Origin of the sequence: Streptomyces sp. NPDC050625 (genome assembly GCF_040654755.1) — a bacterium.
GTDB lineage: Bacteria > Actinomycetota > Actinomycetes > Streptomycetales > Streptomycetaceae > Streptomyces.
This window is the reverse complement of the sequence record NZ_JBFAIQ010000003.1, coordinates 287,682-304,190: the sequence shown is the minus strand read 5'-3', so window position 1 is coordinate 304,190 and position 16,509 is coordinate 287,682. Positions and strand designations below refer to the sequence as shown.

General features: G+C 71.6%; 17 protein-coding genes. 7 read left to right on the top strand and 10 right to left on the bottom strand.

What is annotated here, in order from left to right; all coding sequences use genetic code 11:
• Window positions 1-2: 2 nt before the first annotated feature.
• The 3 genes from AB0I54_RS08885 to AB0I54_RS08875 form a co-directional block, all read right to left on the bottom strand.
• A complete protein-coding gene (locus AB0I54_RS08885) occupies window positions 3-944 on the bottom strand; it encodes a sugar ABC transporter permease (protein ID WP_363295222.1) in 942 nt (313 codons plus the stop codon).
• Window positions 944-2,287: an ABC transporter substrate-binding protein gene (locus AB0I54_RS08880; RefSeq protein WP_363295221.1), complete on the bottom strand. Its 1,344-nt coding sequence runs from the start codon at window positions 2,285-2,287 to the stop codon at window positions 944-946. Before AB0I54_RS08880 ends, AB0I54_RS08885 begins: the two co-directional genes overlap by 1 nt.
• A 107-nt stretch (window positions 2,288-2,394) precedes the next feature.
• Window positions 2,395-3,606, bottom strand: coding sequence for an ROK family transcriptional regulator (locus tag AB0I54_RS08875; protein ID WP_363295220.1), 1,212 nt, complete (start codon window positions 3,604-3,606; stop codon window positions 2,395-2,397).
• 343 nt (window positions 3,607-3,949) lie between these two features.
• Here AB0I54_RS08875 and AB0I54_RS08870 point away from each other — a divergent pair, with 343 nt between their 5' ends.
• Window positions 3,950-4,204, top strand: a complete 255-nt coding sequence (locus AB0I54_RS08870; protein ID WP_363295219.1) for a hypothetical protein — start codon at window positions 3,950-3,952, stop codon at window positions 4,202-4,204.
• Here AB0I54_RS08870 and AB0I54_RS08865 read toward each other — a convergent pair.
• Window positions 4,194-4,817, bottom strand: coding sequence for a Uma2 family endonuclease (locus AB0I54_RS08865; protein WP_363295218.1), 624 nt, complete (start codon window positions 4,815-4,817; stop codon window positions 4,194-4,196). The two genes, AB0I54_RS08870 and AB0I54_RS08865, sit on opposite strands and share 11 nt — an antisense overlap.
• A gap of 150 nt (window positions 4,818-4,967) precedes the next feature.
• Complete coding sequence (locus tag AB0I54_RS08860; protein ID WP_363295217.1) at window positions 4,968-6,068, bottom strand: mechanosensitive ion channel family protein; 1,101 nt, start codon at window positions 6,066-6,068, stop codon at window positions 4,968-4,970.
• A gap of 323 nt (window positions 6,069-6,391) precedes the next feature.
• Here AB0I54_RS08860 and AB0I54_RS08855 point away from each other — a divergent pair, with 323 nt between their 5' ends.
• The gene (locus AB0I54_RS08855; protein ID WP_186280906.1) at window positions 6,392-6,928 is read left to right on the top strand and encodes an HNH endonuclease; all 537 of its coding nucleotides are present in this window, start codon (window positions 6,392-6,394) and stop codon (window positions 6,926-6,928) included.
• 88 nt (window positions 6,929-7,016) lie between these two features.
• Here the strand turns inward: AB0I54_RS08855 and AB0I54_RS08850 are convergent, their stop codons facing one another.
• From AB0I54_RS08850 to AB0I54_RS08840, 3 genes are read right to left on the bottom strand one after another with little or no spacing between them, the layout of a single operon-like run.
• A complete protein-coding gene (locus AB0I54_RS08850) occupies window positions 7,017-8,372 on the bottom strand; it encodes an ABC transporter permease (RefSeq protein WP_363295510.1) in 1,356 nt (451 codons plus the stop codon).
• Entirely contained in the window at window positions 8,372-9,070 is a 699-nt protein-coding gene (locus tag AB0I54_RS08845) for an ABC transporter ATP-binding protein (RefSeq protein ID WP_363295216.1), read from the bottom strand. Before AB0I54_RS08845 ends, AB0I54_RS08850 begins: the two co-directional genes overlap by 1 nt.
• Window positions 9,067-9,600 carry a PadR family transcriptional regulator gene (locus tag AB0I54_RS08840; RefSeq protein ID WP_363295215.1) on the bottom strand — a complete coding sequence of 178 codons (534 nt, stop codon included), beginning with the start codon at window positions 9,598-9,600 and terminating at the stop codon, window positions 9,067-9,069. Before AB0I54_RS08840 ends, AB0I54_RS08845 begins: the two co-directional genes overlap by 4 nt.
• 189 nt (window positions 9,601-9,789) lie before the next feature.
• Here AB0I54_RS08840 and AB0I54_RS08835 point away from each other — a divergent pair, with 189 nt between their 5' ends.
• From AB0I54_RS08835 to AB0I54_RS08825, 3 genes are all read left to right on the top strand, one after another.
• On the top strand, window positions 9,790-10,035 hold the full coding sequence (locus AB0I54_RS08835; protein ID WP_363295214.1) for a hypothetical protein: 246 nt from the start codon (window positions 9,790-9,792) through the stop codon (window positions 10,033-10,035).
• Entirely contained in the window at window positions 10,036-12,159 is a 2,124-nt protein-coding gene (gene malQ / locus AB0I54_RS08830) for a 4-alpha-glucanotransferase (RefSeq protein WP_363295213.1), read from the top strand.
• 102 nt (window positions 12,160-12,261) lie between these two features.
• Complete coding sequence (locus AB0I54_RS08825; RefSeq protein WP_363295212.1) at window positions 12,262-12,513, top strand: hypothetical protein; 252 nt, start codon at window positions 12,262-12,264, stop codon at window positions 12,511-12,513.
• A 117-nt stretch (window positions 12,514-12,630) separates the two neighbouring features.
• Here AB0I54_RS08825 and AB0I54_RS08820 read toward each other — a convergent pair whose 3' ends face one another.
• Window positions 12,631-13,230, bottom strand: a complete 600-nt coding sequence (locus AB0I54_RS08820) for a TetR family transcriptional regulator (RefSeq protein WP_363295211.1) — start codon at window positions 13,228-13,230, stop codon at window positions 12,631-12,633.
• Window positions 13,231-13,373: 143 nt separating this feature from the next.
• Between AB0I54_RS08820 and AB0I54_RS08815 the strand changes: the two genes are divergently transcribed.
• On the top strand, window positions 13,374-14,897 hold the full coding sequence (locus AB0I54_RS08815) for an FAD-dependent monooxygenase (protein WP_363295210.1): 1,524 nt from the start codon (window positions 13,374-13,376) through the stop codon (window positions 14,895-14,897).
• Window positions 14,898-14,914: 17 nt separating this feature from the next.
• Here AB0I54_RS08815 and AB0I54_RS08810 read toward each other — a convergent pair whose 3' ends face one another.
• Window positions 14,915-15,421, bottom strand: coding sequence for a MarR family transcriptional regulator (locus AB0I54_RS08810; RefSeq protein WP_363295209.1), 507 nt, complete (start codon window positions 15,419-15,421; stop codon window positions 14,915-14,917).
• A 105-nt stretch (window positions 15,422-15,526) separates the two neighbouring features.
• Between AB0I54_RS08810 and AB0I54_RS08805 the strand changes: the two genes are divergently transcribed.
• Window positions 15,527-16,471, top strand: coding sequence for an EamA family transporter (locus AB0I54_RS08805; RefSeq protein ID WP_363295208.1), 945 nt, complete (start codon window positions 15,527-15,529; stop codon window positions 16,469-16,471).
• Window positions 16,472-16,509: the final 38 nt, after the last annotated feature.

Here is a 16,509-nt window from a genome sequence, read left to right as displayed (position 1 = left end):
GGTCAGTCACCTGCCTGGATGAGACCGCCCCGGCGCCGCATCAGGAACGCGGTGAACACCATCGACAGGGCGAAGAGGACGAGGGCGACGACACACGCGGAGCCGTAGTCGAAGCGCTGGAAGCCGAGGTTGTAGACGAGTTGGGGGAGGGTGAGCGTGGACTTCTCCGGATAGCCGGGCTCGAACTGCGTGCCCGCGCCCTGGATCACCCCGGAGGCGACCTTCCCCGCGATCAGTGGCTGGGTGTAGTACTGCATCGTCTGGATCACTCCGGTGACGACCGCGAACATCACGATGGGGGAGATGTTCGGCAGCGTGACGTACCGGAAGCGCTGCCAGGCCGACGCGCCGTCCAGTTCGGCCGCCTCGTACTGCTCCGTCGGCACGTCGAGCAGCGCGGCCATGAAGATGACCATGAGGTCGCCGACGCCCCACAGGGCCAGCAGCGTGAGGGCCGGCTTGGACCAGGCCGGGTCGTTGAACCAGCCCGGCGCCGGGATGCCGGTCTTCTCCAGGATGGAGTTGACCGGGCCCGTACCGGGGTTGAGCAGGAAGGCGAAGGCCATCGTGGCCGCGACCGGCGGGGCGAGGTAGGGCAGGTAGAAGAGGGTGCGGAAGACACCCGTACCCGTCTTGATCTTCGTGATGAGCATGCCGACGCCGAGGCCGAAGACGACCCGGAGGGTGACCATCACGAGGACCAGCCACAGTGTGTTGCGCAGGGCGGGCCAGAAGAGGGGATAGTGCTCGAAGACGTAGGTCCAGTTCTGCGTTCCGCTCCACGTCGGCGGTTTGAAACCGTCGTAGTGCATGAACGAGAAATACACCGTCGAGATCAGCGGATACGCGAAGAACACCGCGAAGCCGATCAGCCAGGGCGACATGAAGGCGGCCGTACGAAGCGCCGCCCGGCGGCGCTTCGACGCGAGAGTGATGGCGCTCATTACTTCGCCTGGGCGATGTCCGTGTCGATCTGCGCGGCCGTCTTCTTCAGCCCCGCCTTGAGATCGGTGACCTTTCCGCTCTCGTAGTCGTATCCGAACTGCTGGATCGTCACCAGGTACACACCGCCGTTGATCGAGGCGGGAGTCGTCGTCGAATTCGGGTTCGCGGCGATGTCCAGGAACGTCTTGAACCGCGGGTCGTACTTCAGCTTCGGCGACTTCAGCGCGGTCAGCGTGGACGGCACGTTGTGGATGGCGTTGGAGAAGCCCACCACCGCGTCCGTGTCGGTGGTCATGTACTTCACCAGCTCCCAGGCCGCGTTCTGCTTCTTGCTGGTGGCGGCGATGCCCGCGATGGTGCCGGTGATGTAGCCCTTGCCGTACTGGTCCGCCTGGTCGTCGGGGACGGGCAGCGGCGCGACGCCGATCTCGAACTTCGGCTTGGCCTCCTCGGCCATGCCCAGACGCCACTCGCCGTCGAGCTGCATGGCGACCTGGCCGGTGTGGAAGGGGTGCTTGGCGCCCCATTCGTCACCGAGGGTGGAGCGGAACTTCTCCAGCTTCTGGAAACCGCCGAGTTCGTCGACGAGCTTCTTCTGCAGCTTGAAGCCGGCCTCGAACGCCGGGTCCTTGGCGAGGTCGGACTTTCCGCTGCTGTCGAAGTACGTCGGGGAGAACTGGGCGAAGTAGTGCTCGGTGGTGGATTCCCAGCCGTGGTAGTTCGGCATGAATCCGAGCTGCTTGTAGCTGTCGCCCTGGGAGATCGTCAGCTTCTTGGCGTCGGCCTCGAATTCGGACCAGGTCTTCGGAGGGGCGGCGATGCCCGCCTTCTCGAACGCCGTCTTGTTGTAGTAGAGCCCGTACGCGTCACCCAGCAGCGGTACCGAGCAGCGATTGCCGTCGAACTGGGTGTACTCGTTCATCGCCTTCGGGAAGGTCGCCTCCGGGTCGATGCCCGACTTCTTGAAGAAGGGGTTGAGATCGACCAGGGCGCCCGACGAGCAGAACTTGCCGACGTTGTTGGTGGTGAAGGAGGAGATGACGTCGGGGGCCCGGTCGCCGCCGGTGCGCAGCGCCTGGTTGATCTTGTCGTCGGTCATGTTGCCGACGACGTTCACATGGATGTTGGGGTGGGCCTTCTCGAAGCCGGCGATCAGCGCCTTGATCCCGGCGACCTCGTTCGGCGCGCTCCAGGCGTGCCAGAAGTTGATGGTGGTGTCCTTGGAGGCGTCGTCGTCGGCGCCCGAACTCGACTGGCCGGTACAGGCGGTGGTGAGCAGGACGGCGGAGGCGGTGAGGGCAAAAGCCGCGTTTCGGGCGAATTTGGGTATGGCTGTGGGCATGGCGAGGTCTCCCAGGGACGGGGCGTGGGCGAGAGAGAGGAGGTGGAAGGAGGAGGGGAAGGAGACGGGGAGGAGGGAGGAGGGAGGAGAGGGGGAGGTACGGGGGCTCAGCGCGAGGTGTCGAAGACCTCGTCGCGGGTGGTCGCCAGCGCGGTCTCCAGAGCGCCGCGCAGCACGGGGTGTTCACGGACGTCGCCGACGACGAGCCGTGGACGCGGTGCCGCCAGCTCCTCCAGTTCGGCCTGGACGAGGGCGCGCAGCACCTCGCCGCCGGCGGTGAGGGCGGCGCCGCTGAGGACGACGAGTTCGGGGTCGAGGACGGAGACGAGCGAGGCGAGACCGGTGGCGAGCCGGGTCGCGTACGTCCGCAGCAGCTCGTGGTGGGGTCCGGTGGTGTGATCGGCGGCCCGGGCCACGAGTTCGGCGGCGGTCTTCGCGTACGGGCCCGTCGGCAGGTCCTCGATGCCGAGTTCCCGGGCCAGCCGGGGTACGGCCTGCGAACCGGCCAGCTCCTGGTAACCGCCGCTGTTGGCCTTGGTCACCTGGCGCACCAGGGGCGTGCCCGGCACCGGCAGGAAGCCGACCTCGCCCGCGCCGCCGGTCCAGCCGCGGTGCAGCCGTCCGCCGAGGACCAGGGCGGCGCCGAGGCCCTCCTGGTTCCACAGGAGCACGAAGTCCGCGTGGCCCCGGGCCGCACCCAGCCGCTGCTCGGCTATCGCGACGAGGTTGACGTCGTTCTCGTACTCCACCGGCATCGGCAGCGCGGCGGCGAGTTCGTCGAGCAGCGTGGGGGAGTGCCAGCCGGGCAGATGGGAGGCGTAGCGCAGCCGGCCGGTGTTGGGGTCGAAGGCGCCGGGTGTGCCGATGACCAGCCGGCGGACGTCGCCCCGGGCCAGTCCCGCCGCCTTCACCGCGCCGTCCAGGGCGTCGGTGACCTGCTGGACGACCGGATGGGCGGGGCGCCGTCCCGGAGTGGGGAGTTCGTACTCGCCCACCGTGCGGCCGGTGATGTCGGCGACGGCGGCGCGGATGCGGCCGGGGGTGACGTCGAGCCCCGCGGCGTACGCGGCGGCCGGGTCGACCGAGTACAGCTGCGCGCTGGGGCCCGGCCGGCCCTCGCTGGTGCCGGTGACCCGGACCAGTCCCGCCGACTCCAGACGGGCCAGCAGCTGGGAGGCGGTCGGCTTGGAGAGGCCGGTGAGCTTTCCGATCCGGGTGCGCGACAGCGGGCCGTGCTCCAGCAGCAGGTCCAGTGCGGCGCGGTCGTTCATGGCGCGCAGGACGCGCGGGGTGCCCGGCGTACCGGCGGTTCCTGCCATGGGGTCGACACCTGCCTTTCCGACTGCCCAGCTTCCCAGTGACCTGGGCGGGAAGTCCACCCGGGTGATCGTCGGGCGGGGTACGCCGTCGATCACCGATGATCACTGTTAGGAAAGTTTCCTATTGGGTGGGAGGAACGTAAGCCCAGGACGAAGGGGGCGTCAATAGACACCGCCCCCGAGGCAACAGACTCGTTACCTCGGGGGTGGTGGGGTGGACCTGGCCAGAGGGCTTACAGTCACTGCTCTCCGGGCCTCGGCGATCTTCGCCGAGGCCTCCGGTGACGAACAAGGCAAGGGGAGAGCGGCATGAGACGACGTCGGCGCGGTCACGTTCCACCCCGTGCTCGTGCGTAACGTCGTGCCCCTGGTCGACACGAGCGACGGCAGCGTGCCCGCGCACCGCGTCCTCGCCGCCCTCGCCAAGCAGGTCGTCGAGGCGAGCTTCACCGCCACCTGCCCCGGCCATGACGTGTACGGCAGCGTGACGACGTGGTTCGGCAGCTACGGCGACTCCGTGGCCTGCGGAGTGGACCCCGGCGACGACGCCTGGGTCCAGGAGGCGTACCGACTGACGTGCGGCCGGCTCAGTCGGTGAGGAACGGGGTCGTGTCCAGAGTGGGGTAGGGGGCCGGGAGGGGGAGCGGGTCGCCGAGGCCGACCTTGTGGTCGGTGTTGTAGTAGGCCTCGGTGGGATCGTCGCCGGGGAGGACGGGGTCGGTGTAGCAGTGGGCCGTCTTGGCGTGGCGGTTGATGAGGACATAGACGGGGATGCCAGCGGCGGCGTACGTGCGGAGCTTGGGGCCGGTGTCGGTCTCGTGGTTGGTGGAGGTGACTTCGCCCACGAGGGCGATCATGTCGATGGGATACCAGCCCTTGTTGGCTCTGCAATACGACTCGTCGAGTTCGGTCGGGTTGTGGCGGCAGACATAGAAGTCCGGCACGACCAAAGCCATCGTCCGACCATCTGGGTGAGGCACTCGGAAACCGTCGTTCACGCCGGCCGTGTCGAGTCCGGCCAGGTGGAACTGGACGATGAGCTTCACGGCACCTGCGTTGTGTTGATGCTCCGGTTGAGGTGGCAAGTAGCCCGTCCCCTCGATGTACTCCGCTCGAATCGGCATCGGTGACGCTGCCTTTTCGAATGCGTTCAACAAGTCGATGGGGTCCACTTGCGGCATGACCAGCTCCATGATCGGTTCCGCGCTCATTGCTGGGTCTCCTTAACGGATTGATGCCAGGCTAAGCCCGCCCTGGGTGCCCCGGCAGAACGATGGGGCACCCAGCGCCCGCGCGGCGCCCGATGCCCCAACCGTTCACTCGAACGAGTGTGCTGAAACCGTTCCCCTGCTTCGGTCCCTCTACTTCGTCGGCGGTACCGCCCGCTGCGGAGCGATCGGTGTCGCCGCCATCGACTGCGGGGAGTCCGCGTTGGAGAACGCCGACGGGGCCGCGACCGCCGCCGTCGGGTCGGGGGCCTCGTCCGCCACCACGGCCGTCTCGCCGCCCACGATGCGGATCTGCGCCGCGTCGAAGGCACGCTTGATGCGCCAGCGGAGCTCGCGCTCGACGGTCACCGACTTGCCGGGCATGGTCTTGGCCGAGACACGGACCACCATCGAGTCGATCAGGACGGAGTCCAGACCCAGGACCTCGATCGGGCCCCACAGGAGCTCGTTCCAGGGCTCCTCCTTGCTCATCTGCTCGGCGACCTCGTCGAGGGTGGCCTTCACCCGGTCCAGGTCCTCGGAGGACCGCACCGTCACGTCCACGCCGGCCGTCGCCCAGCCCTGGGACAGGTTGCCGATGCGCTTGACCTCGCCGTTGCGGACGTACCAGATCTCGCCGTTGGCGCCGCGCAGCTTGGTCACCCGCAGGCCGACCTCGACGACCTCGCCCGAGGCGACGCCCGCGTCGATCTGGTCGCCGACGCCGTACTGGTCCTCAAGGATCATGAACACGCCGGAGAGGAAGTCGGTGACCAGGTTGCGGGCGCCGAAACCGATCGCCACACCCGCCACACCGGCGGACGCCAGCAGCGGGGCCAGGTTGATCTGGAACGTGGCCAGGACCATCAGCGCGGCCGTGCCGAGGATCACGAACGAGGCAACCGACCTGAGCACCGAGCCGATCGCCTGCGAGCGCTGGCGACGCCGCTCCACATTGACCAGCAGACCGCCGAGGGCCGTGCCGTCCATCGTCTGGACGGTCCGGTTCATCCGGTCGATCAGCTTGGTGATGGCCCGCAGCACCACCTTTCTCAGGACCGCCGCGATCACCAGGATCAGCAGGACCCTGAGTCCGATGGCGAGCCACGTCGACCAGTTCTGCTCGACCCAGCCGGCGGCGTTGGTCGCGCTCTCCTGGGCGTCCTGGAGCGTGGGGACCGTCGGGGTCGTCGACTCTCCGGGAGTCGGCGACGGCGACGAACCGGCGGCCAGTAGGACGGCGGGCAAGGACACGGCAGGTACCTCCTGGTGCTGCACTGTCCCGTCCGACGCGGCGGTCAAGGTCGTCAAGGTCGTCAAGGTCACGGAAAGGACACCGGACGGGCAGAGTCACCACACTAACGGGGCATCGTGTGTGCGAGCGCCGCTTACGAAAAGGAGAGACCGTGCTCACCTGCGCTTGAACAGGTCTTGATCCTGGGGATGAAGCAGGTGTGGTCGAAAACACTCCCAGCCCGTTACCGGGACATGGTGGCGCTTCCACCAGGCATGAGGGGAGACTGGCTGCAGATCGTCCCGGCGCGAGCCACGCGCCGCCGACGCCCAAGGAGGCACCCGTGCCGCATGTCCTGGTTCTCAACGCGTCGTACGAGCCCCTTGGCGTCGTACCGCTCCGCCGCGCGCTCGTCCTCGTCCTCGAGAACAAGGCAGTCTGTCTCGAGGAGTCCGGCGCCTTCATGCACAGCGCAACCGTCACCGTCCCCGCACCCAGCGTGGTCCGGCTCAAGCGATTCGTACGGGTTCCCTACCGGGGGCCCGTTCCTCTCACCCGGCGGGCGCTGTTCGCCCGGGACGGGGGCCGGTGCATGTACTGCGGTGGCGTCGCAACCAGCGTCGACCACGTCATCCCGCGCAGTCGCGGGGGCAAACACGTCTGGGACAACGTGGTGGCGTCCTGCCGCCGCTGCAACCACGTGAAGGCCGACCGACATCTCTTCGAGATCGGCTGGCGGCTGCGCCACAAGCCGGCTCCACCCACCGGCCTGGCCTGGCGCATCATCGGCACCGGCCATAGGGACCCGCGCTGGCTGCCGTACTTGCAGCCGTACGGCGCGGACGACGCCATGGCCCGGATCGACGGCATTTCCGCCTGACGACCCGGGCCTTCGCGTACCCGGGGCACGCATGTGCTCCGGTCCCGGGGGTCCCCTGTGCCCCCGGGACCGGACACCTATGCGGCGATCACGCGTAGCGCAGCTGCGCGGGGTGCGCCGAGCGGCGCAGCAGCGGGAGCGAGGTGGCCGCCGCCAGCAGACAGCACGCGTACACGCCCACCGGGACCAGCAGCGCGGTGTACGGCACGATCTGGGTGACGTACTCGTCGGCCAGCGAGCCGTACCAGATGCCGATGGCCATGCCGCCCGCGCCGGCCAGCGCGACCGCGGGGGCCAGTGGCAGCGCGGTCTCCAGGAGCAGCGCCCGGCCGAGCACCGCCCGCGGCACTCCGGCGGCGACCTGGGCGGCCAGTCCGCGGCGGCGGTCGGCCAGGGACTCGGCGGTACCGACGGCGAGGCCGGACACGGTGATCGCGAGGGCGACGAGGATCGCCGCGCCGGCCAGGTCGACGCCCGTCGTGTAGAAGGACATGCGCATACCGAGGTGGCCTTCGCGCGCCATGTGGTGCAGATCGGCGAGGAACGCCCGGCGGAAGCCGACGAAGCCCGTGCCGACGATCGTGACCAGCAGCACCGCCGCATGCGTACGGGCCGCCGCCCACGGGTCGTCGCGCAGCCGTTCCGCCGCGATCAGCGTGGCCGCGGAACGGGCCCGGCCCGCCAGCAGCCGTCCGACCAGCCCGGCCGTGCCCCCGGCCAGCCACACCGTGCCCGCGCCGACCACGAGGACCAGCCCGAGCACCGTCAGCGGGATCTGCCCGCGATCACTGCTGGATGTGTTCATGGCGGCCCACAGTGCCAACAGCAGCACGACCAGTACCCCGCCCACGAACAGGAGACCCGGCCCCCGCCCGCTGCTCGGCCGCACCCGCCGTACCCACCCGAGCGGCGAGGCCACCACCCGGCGCAGCGCCAGCGCGCCGGCCGCCGCGCCCAGCACCGGCACACCGAGGGCGATCAGCGCCATCCCGGCCCAGGTGTAGACGCTCGGGCCGGCCCACAGACCCAGCAGCACCGGGACCGCGACAGCGGTGGACAGGGCCGAGCCCAGCAGACAGGCCGGGCCCGTCTCCAGCGCGGCGATCCGGCGCACCTGGGCCGGAGTTGCCCCGGCGAGCCGCAGACCGGCCAGCCGCCGGTCCCGGTGCACGGCGCCGATCCGGGCGCACTGACCGAGGAAGCCCAGCACCGGCACCAGCAGGAGCAGCAGACCGACGATCACGCCCGAGCGCTCACCGGGGTTGTCCAGCAGACCGCCGGCGAAGGAGAAGTGGTGGTGCCCGCGCACCGAGGCCAGCGCCACCGCCGCGAGGGCGAACCCCGTGGCGAGCGCCGCCCCCACCGCGGTGAGCGCGAGCCGCCACCACTCGCGCCGGTCGGACCCCCGGGTCAGCTGCCAGGCGAGACGGACGTCCGCGGCGATCACGCGGCCACCCCCAGCGGCGCCACGATCCCGTCGCTCAGCCGCACCTCGCGGTCCGCGTACGCCGCCACCTGCGCGTCGTGCGTGATCAGCAGCACCGCCGTGCCCGACTCGCGGGCCGTGTGCACCAGGGCCGTCATCACCTGCTCGCCCGCCAGCGAGTCCAGCGCCCCCGTCGGCTCGTCCGCGAAGACCACCTTCGGGTCCGTCACCAGCGCCCGGGCCAGCGCGACCCGCTGCGCCTGGCCGCCGCTCATCTCACCCGGCCGCAACTCCTCCTGCCCGCGCACCCCGAACCGCTCCAGCCACTCGCCCGCCCGCGCCCGCGCCTCGGTGCGCACCGCTCCGGCCAGCATCAGCGGCAGCGCCACGTTGTCGGCGGCGGTCAGCTCCGGGATCAGCTGCCCGAACTGGAAGACCACGCCGAAGTCGGAGCGCCGCAGCTCGCTCAGCCGCTTCTCCGGCAACTGGTCGAGGCGCAGCCCCGCGTAGGCCACCGACCCCTGGTCCGGGCGCACGAGGCCCGCCAGGCAGTGCAACAGCGTGGACTTGCCACTGCCGCTGGCGCCGGTCACGGCGAGTATCTCGCCGGGGTGCAGTTCGACCGAGGCACCGCGCAGCGCCTGCGTCCTGCCGTGCGCCTTGACGAGGTCCCGGGCCGCCAGAAGCGGCGCCGAGGCCTCCCCCTTGTTGCTCATGCTGCGTCGACCTCCGCGGTCAGAGTGGTCAGCCGGGCCGCCGTGGTGTTCATCCAACGGAGGTCGGCGTCTAGGTGGTTGAGGGCGTAGTCCGCCGAGAGAACGGTCGCCAGATCGGCGGTGCCGGCGGTCTTGAGGGTCGTCAGTTCCCGCATCCGCTCCATGTGCGCGGCGCGCTGGGCGCGGAGGTAGGCGGCCGGGTCGCCGCCCGCGAGGATCGACACGACGACCTTGGCGAAGATCTCGTTCGCCACGAAGGGTGCCGGCGGGGCGATCTCCCGTGCCCACTGGGCCAGTTCGTGCGCACCGGAGTCCGTCGAGCGGTACAGCGTCCGCTCCGGTCCGCCGTCGGCGTCGGTGCCGTCGACCTCCGCGAGACCGTCGCGTACCAGGCGTTGCAGGGTCGTGTAGACCTGCCCGTAGGCCAGCGGACGGGCCTGCGGGAAGCGTTCGTCGTGGCGTCGCTTGAGGTCGTAGCCATGGCTCGGCCCCGCCTCCAGCAGCCCCAGAAGGATGTGCCGGGTGCTCATGGAGATCAGTATGCACTGGATACATGTACTGAGTGAATAGTGGCCCCACTCGTCTGGCGCTCATCCGCGCTCCACCGGCTGTCGAGAGTGCGTTCCCGCCCGCTGGGTAGGCCTGCCCATATCCGGCAGACGCCGTAGTGCCCGACGTACCGACAAGACAGTGCCCGACGTACCGACAAGGAGGCCCCCGTGGCCGCACCGGCTCACACCCCGATCCCGGCCCAGTTCAAACCCGTGGCGGAGCCGTCCGCCGAACCCGAGGACCCCCACTTCTGTGTCTTCAGCGCGGAGGGCGCCTTCGCCGAGGTCCCGCTGACCAGCGAGCCTCCGCTGCCCGACGCCGAGCCCCTGACCAGCGAGCCGCCCCTCGCCGACGCCGCCCCGCTGACCAGCGAGTCCGACGCGACCGCGGACTGCTACGCCCCGGGGTTGTAGATGACCGCGCCCGGGCCCCTCGACGAGGAGCTGTCCCGGCTCGCCGGCCTGCACGGCGTCGCCACCTCCTACAGCCCGTCCCCGGACCGTACGGTCGCCGCCTCCGCCACCGCCGTCGTCGCCGCCCTGGCCGCGCTCGGCGTCGACGCAAGCACCCCGGAGGCCGCCCGCTCCGCCCTCGCCGCCCGCGAGAGCGAACTGCGCGAGCGACTGCTGCCGCCCACGGTGGTCCACTGGACCGGCACCCCGGGCGAGGACCTCGTCACCCCCGGCGAAGACCCCGACACTCCCGGCGAAGACCCCGCCGCCCTCGCCGCGCTCCCGCCCGGCACCCGGCTGCGCATCGAGACCGAACAGGGTGAGACCCTCAGCTCCGCCGGGTCACTCCCGGCCGGCGTCCACCACGTGAGCGCCACCGCCCCCGACGGACGCAGCGCCGAGACCCATCTGATCGTCGCCCCGGCCCGGCTGCCCGCGCCCCCCGGACGCTCGTACGGGCTCCTCGTCCAGCTCTACTCCCTCCTGTCCAGGCGCTCCTGGGGCATGGGCGATCTCGGCGACCTGGCCGAGCTGGCCGCCTGGGCCGGACGCACCGCCGGCGCCGGATTCGTGCAGGTCAACCCGTTGCACGCGGCCGTACTCGGCACCCCCACCGATCCCTCGCCCTACCGGCCCTCCTCGCGCCGCTTCCCCGACCCGGTGCACCTGCGGGTGGAGAACGTCCCCGAATTCGCGTACGTCGCCGACCACGAGCGGGTCCACGCCCTGCTGGAACGGGCGGAACGGCTGCGCGCCGCGGTGCTGGACAAGGGCGCGCTGATCGACCGGGACGCGGTGTGGGAGCTCAAGCGGGAGGCGCTGGAGCTGGTGCGGGACGTGCCCCTGGGGCCTGGACGGCAGGCCGCCTACGCCGACTTCCTCGCCGGGGAGGGACAGGCGCTGGAGGACCACGCCACCTGGTGCGCGCTCGCCGAGGCGCACGGCTCCGACTGGCACCGCTGGCCGGCCGAGCTGCGCGACCCCCGCTCGCCCGCGGTCATACGCGCCCGCACCGAGCTGATGGACCGCGTCGACTTCCACTCCTGGCTCGCCTGGCTCACCGACGCCCAGCTCACCGACGCCCAGCGCGCCGCGCGCGAGGCGGGCATGCCCGTCGGGATCGTGCACGATCTCGCGGTCGGCGTGCACCCCACGGGCGCCGACGCCTGGGCCCAGCAGGAGTACTTCGCCGCCGGGATGTCGGCGGGCGCCCCGCCCGACGCCTTCAACGCCCGCGGCCAGGACTGGGGCCTGCCGCCCTGGCGGCCGGACCGCCTGGCCGCCTCCGGCCACGCCCCCTACCGCCGCCTCCTGCGCGCCCTGTTCCGCTACGCCGGCGCCCTGCGCATCGACCACGTCATGGGCCTGTTCCGGCTGTGGTGGGTGCCCGAGGGGCAGCCACCGACCGAGGGCACGTACGTCCGTTACGACGCCGAGGCCATGCTCGCCCTCCTCGCCCTGGAGGCCTCCCGGGCCGGGGCCGTGGTGATCGGTGAGGACCTGGGCACCGTGGAGCCGGGCGTGCGCGAGACGCTCCAGCGGCGCGGGGTGCTCGGCACGTCCGTGCTCTGGTTCGAACGGGACTGGGAGGGCGACGGACACCCCCTGCCGCCCGCCCGCTGGCGTGCCGACTGCCTGGCCACCGCCACCACCCACGACCTGCCGTCCACCGCCGCCCGCCTCACCGGCGAACACGTCGAACTCCGCGATCGCCTCGGCCTGTTGACCCGGCCGCTGGAGGAGGAACGCGCGGCGGCCGCGGCCGACACCGCGGAGTGGCTGGCCCTGCTCACCCGGCTCGGCCTGCTCCAGGGCACGGCCGGAGGCCACTCGCCGGCCGCCGAGGAGGCGGAGATCCAGGCCGTCCACCGCTTTCTGCTGCGCACCCCCGCCCGCATGATCGGCGTCTGGCTCCCGGACGGCGTCGGCGACCGCCGCCCGCAGAACCTCCCCGGCACCTGGGACCAGTACCCGAACTGGCGCCTGCCCGTCGCCGATGCCGAGGGCCGCCCGGTGACCCTGGAGGAGCTGACCGCCTCACCACGGCTGCACGCGCTCCTTGAGGTGCTGCGGGACGGGCGGTGAAGACGGGCGCCGGGGGTGGCGGTGAAGGCCGGCGAGGGGCCGCGCGCCCGCGTAGGGCACCCCGGGCGCGCGCCCCGTTCGGGCGTTCGCTACTTTGGCACTGTGGACAAGAAGAACGCCCTGCGCGCCGGCGCCCTGGCTGCCGGTACGACGCTGATGATGCTGCTCATGTCGTCCCCCGCGCTCGCGCTCACGCGCGACGACGGTGACGACCCCGGTCAGGGCCTGAGCGTCATCGAGACGCTGGGCCTCTATGTCGTGACCCCGCTCGTGCTGTTCGCCGTCATCACCGGTCTGGTGATGATCCTGGACAAGTCCAAGTACCGCGTGAGCAAGTCCGAGGCGAAGGCCTGAGCCGAAGCCGACCTGCACGCCGAGGGCGCCGTCCTCCCGCCAGTTTCGCGGTGAGGCCGGCGCCCTCGGCGTGTCCGTGCTCGTGTCCGTGTCCGCGTTCGTGTCCGGGCCCGTCCCTCAGGGGCTGGGCGCCGTGAGATACCGCTGCACCGTGGGCGCGAGCCACGCCACGATCTCCTCCCGGACCAGCGCCACGGCCGGCGGGAGACGCAACACATAGCGGGTGAGCGCCAGTCCGAGCAGCTGCGCGGCGCACAGCGCGGCCCGCGTCGGGACCTGCTCGGGGTCGGGACACACCTGCCGGGCCACCGGCAGCAGCTGGTCGCGGAAGATGCCCTGCATGCGCTCGGCCCCCGCCTGATTGGTGGCGCCGACCCGCAGCATCGCCGTGAGCTCCTCGTTCTCCTCCCACAGCGCGAGGAAGTGGCCCACGAGCGCCCGGCCGACCTCGTCGCGCTCCACCGCCATCAGGTCGGGAAGCCGCAGATCGAGCGCGACGGCCGCCGCGAAGAGACCGTCCTTGTTGCCGAAGTACCGCATCACCATCGACGGGTCGATGTGCGCGTCCTTGGCGATCGCGCGGATGGTGGCGCGCTCATAGCCGTCGGCGGCGAAGCGCTCGCGTGCGGCGGCCAGGATCGCGTTGCGGGTGGCCTCGGAGCGGCGCGCTCCGCTGGGGGAGCCGGAGCCGACGGGGCCCGTGTTGCTCGCAGTCATGTCAACGATCGTAGGCCAACATGCGTAGGCCAACAAGTGTTGACGCCTCCATGCCTCAGTCGTAGTGTTGCCAACAAGCGTTGACCAACAAGCGTTGGCCAGCGAACGTTGACCAACAGGTGTTGGCACCCCAGGAGGCCCCCATGAACGGCACGACTGGCACCACCCGCAACCCGAACCCGAACCCGAACCCGAACCTGAACCTGAGCCCGCGTCCGCTCCCGCGTCCGCGCCCCGTCATCGTCGTGGGCTCCGGCCCCACCGGCCTCCTCCTGGCCGGCGACCTCGCCACCGCGGGCGTTCCCGTCACGCTCCTCGAAAGGCGCCCGCACAAGATCAGCAACCTCTCCCGGGCCTTCGTCCTGCACGCCCGCACCCTGGAACAACTCGACGCCCGCGGCCTCGCCGACGACCTGGAGGCCGTCGGGCAGCCCCTCGACCGCCTCCGCCTCTTCGGCCGCCTCACCATCGACCTCGACCCGCTCCCCTCCCGCTTCAACCACCTCCTCGTCCTCCCGCAGTACGAGGTGGAGAAGGTGCTGGAGCGGCGCGCGGTGGAGGCGGGGGTGGACTTCCGTCACGAGACCGAGCTGACCGGGCTGGTCCAGGACGCGGACGGCGTCACCGTCGAGGTCCGCGGTCCCGGTGGTGAGGCCGAGAGCCTGCGGGCCGCCTATGTCGTCGGCACCGACGGCATGCGCAGCGCCGTGCGCGACGCGATCGGGCTGCCCTTCCCCGGCAGGTCGGTGATCCGTTCCGTCGTCCTCGCCGACGTCCTGCTCGCCGAGAAGCCGGACACCCTGCTCACCGTGAACGCCGCCGGTGACGCCTTCGCCTTCATCGCCCCCTTCGGCGACGGCTACTACCGTGTCATCGGCTGGCACCGCCGCCGCAACGTCGCCGACAGCGAGCCGCTCGACCTCGACGAGGTCAAGGAGATCACCCGGCTCGCCCTGGGCCGTGACTTCGGGATGCACGACGCCCGCTGGATGTCCCGCTTCCACAGCGACGAGCGCCAGGCGCCCGCCTATCGGGTCGGCCGTGTCTTCCTGGCCGGCGACGCCGCGCATGTGCACACCCCGGCCGGCGGCCAGGGCATGAACACCGGTCTGCAGGACGCGGCCAACCTGGGCTGGAAGCTGGCCGCGGTCGTCAACCACCACGCGGACCCGGCGCTGCTCGACACCTACCAGGCCGAGCGCCACCCCGTCGGCAGGTCCGTGCTCCGCAGCAGCGGCGGCATCGTCCGCCTCGCCATGGCCAAGCGCCCCTGGACCCTGGCGCTGCGTGCCGCCCTCACCGCGTTCCTCGGCGCGGTCGCACCCGCCCGTCGCAAGGCGGTCGGCCAGATCACCGGCATCGGCTACCGCTACCCGGCCCCCCGCGGCTCCCACCGCCTCACCGGCACGCGCGTCCCCGACACCGCCCTCGCCGACGGCGGCCGCCTCTACGAGGCACTGCGCGGCGGGCGGTTCGTACTGATCACCCCGGAGGCGTCTGAGGGCGGACAGGGTGGCCCGGGCCGCGCGGAGAGGCTGACCGTGGCGCGCTGGGCGAGTGACCGTCGTACGGCCCTGCTGGTGCGCCCCGACGGATACGTGGCTTGGGCGGCCGACGCGCCCGACCCGGCCGCCGTGGAGGCCGCGCTGGCCGCCCACGTCGGGTGACCCGGGCCCTGCCGGACCTAGGGCTGTGTCTTCGTGGTCCCCGCCAGCAACTCCCTCAGCAGGTCGGCCAGTTGGCCGGCCTGTTCGTCGTTCAGGGCGGACAGCGCGTCCGACTGTTCCGCGAGGCCCGCGCCGACCGCCTCGTCGATGAGCCGCAGACCCTCCTCGGTCAGCGTCACCTGGAGACCGCGCCGGTCGTGCGGGTCCGGGGAGCGGCGCAGCAGCCCGGCCCGCTCCAGCTTGTCGAGGCGTCCGGTCATCCCGCCCGTGGTGAGCATCAGCGTGGCCGAGAGCCGGCGCGGGGGGAGGGTGTAGGGCTCGCCGGAGCGGCGCAGGGTGGCCAGGACGTCGAACTCGCCGCGGGAGATCCCGAACCGCGAGTACGCCTTCTCCATCCGGTCGCTCATGGCGCGCGAGAGCCGGAAGATCCGGCCGAAGACCTCCATCGCGGCGGTGTCGAGGTCGGGGCGTACGACCGCCCACTGGTCGATGATCGCGTCGACGGGGTCCCTGTGCTGTGGCATGCGCAGAGTATCCGCCGGGTTACGGTCGCACGCAAGAAACTGGCTTGACGCTAAGTTGCTTAGCGCTAAGCTATTCACCGTCGACCTACTCCGAAGGGGTCCGCCATGGCCGTGAACCGCTCCGCCCTCATAGCCCTCACCGCCCTCGCCCCCGTCTCCTGGGGCACCACCTACGCGGTCACCACCGAGTTCCTGCCGCCCGACCGCCCCCTGTTCACCGGCCTGATGCGGGCGCTCCCCGCGGGACTGCTCCTCCTCGCGCTCGCCCGCGTGCTGCCGAGCGGCGCCTGGTGGTGGAAGGCCGCGGTCCTCGGCGCGCTGAACATCGGCGCCTTCTTCCCCCTTCTCTTCCTGTCGGCGTACCGGCTGCCCGGCGGTATGGCGGCCGTCGTCGGCTCGGCCGGGCCGCTGTTCGTCGTCGGCCTCTCGGCGCCGCTGCTCGGGCAGCGGCCGACCGCACGCACCCTGCTCACCGGCGTCGCGGCCGCGTTCGGCGTCAGCCTGGTCGTGCTCAAGGCGGCCGGAGCGCTCGACCTCGTGGGCGTGCTCGCGGCCCTCGCCTCCACCGCCTCCATGTCCACCGGCACCGTCCTGACCAAGCGCTGGGGCCGCCCCGACGGTGTCGGCCCCCTCGCCCTGACCGGCTGGCAGCTCACCGCGGGCGGGCTGCTCATCGCCCCGCTCGCCCTCCTCGTCGAGGGCGCCCCGCCCGCCCTGGACGGCCGGGCCGTCGGCGGCTACCTCTACCTCGCACTGGCCAACACGGCGGTGGCGTACTGGCTCTGGTTCCGCGGCATGGGCCGCCTCACCGCCACCCAGGTCACCTTCCTCGGCCCCCTCTCCCCGCTGACCGCCGCCGTCATCGGCTGGGCGGCGCTGGGCCAGGCCCTCACACCTGTCCAACTGGCGGGCATGGCCCTGGCGTTCGGGGCGACGATCGCGGGACAGCTCGGCGCGGACGGCGGTGGCCGACGCGTACGGCGCCTCGGCACGGCGGCGGGGAACGGCATCGCGGAACGGGGCCCGCGCGCCACCTCGGCCCGGCGGTAGCGTCCCCGGCACGTTCGCCGACGTCACCGGCGGGCCGG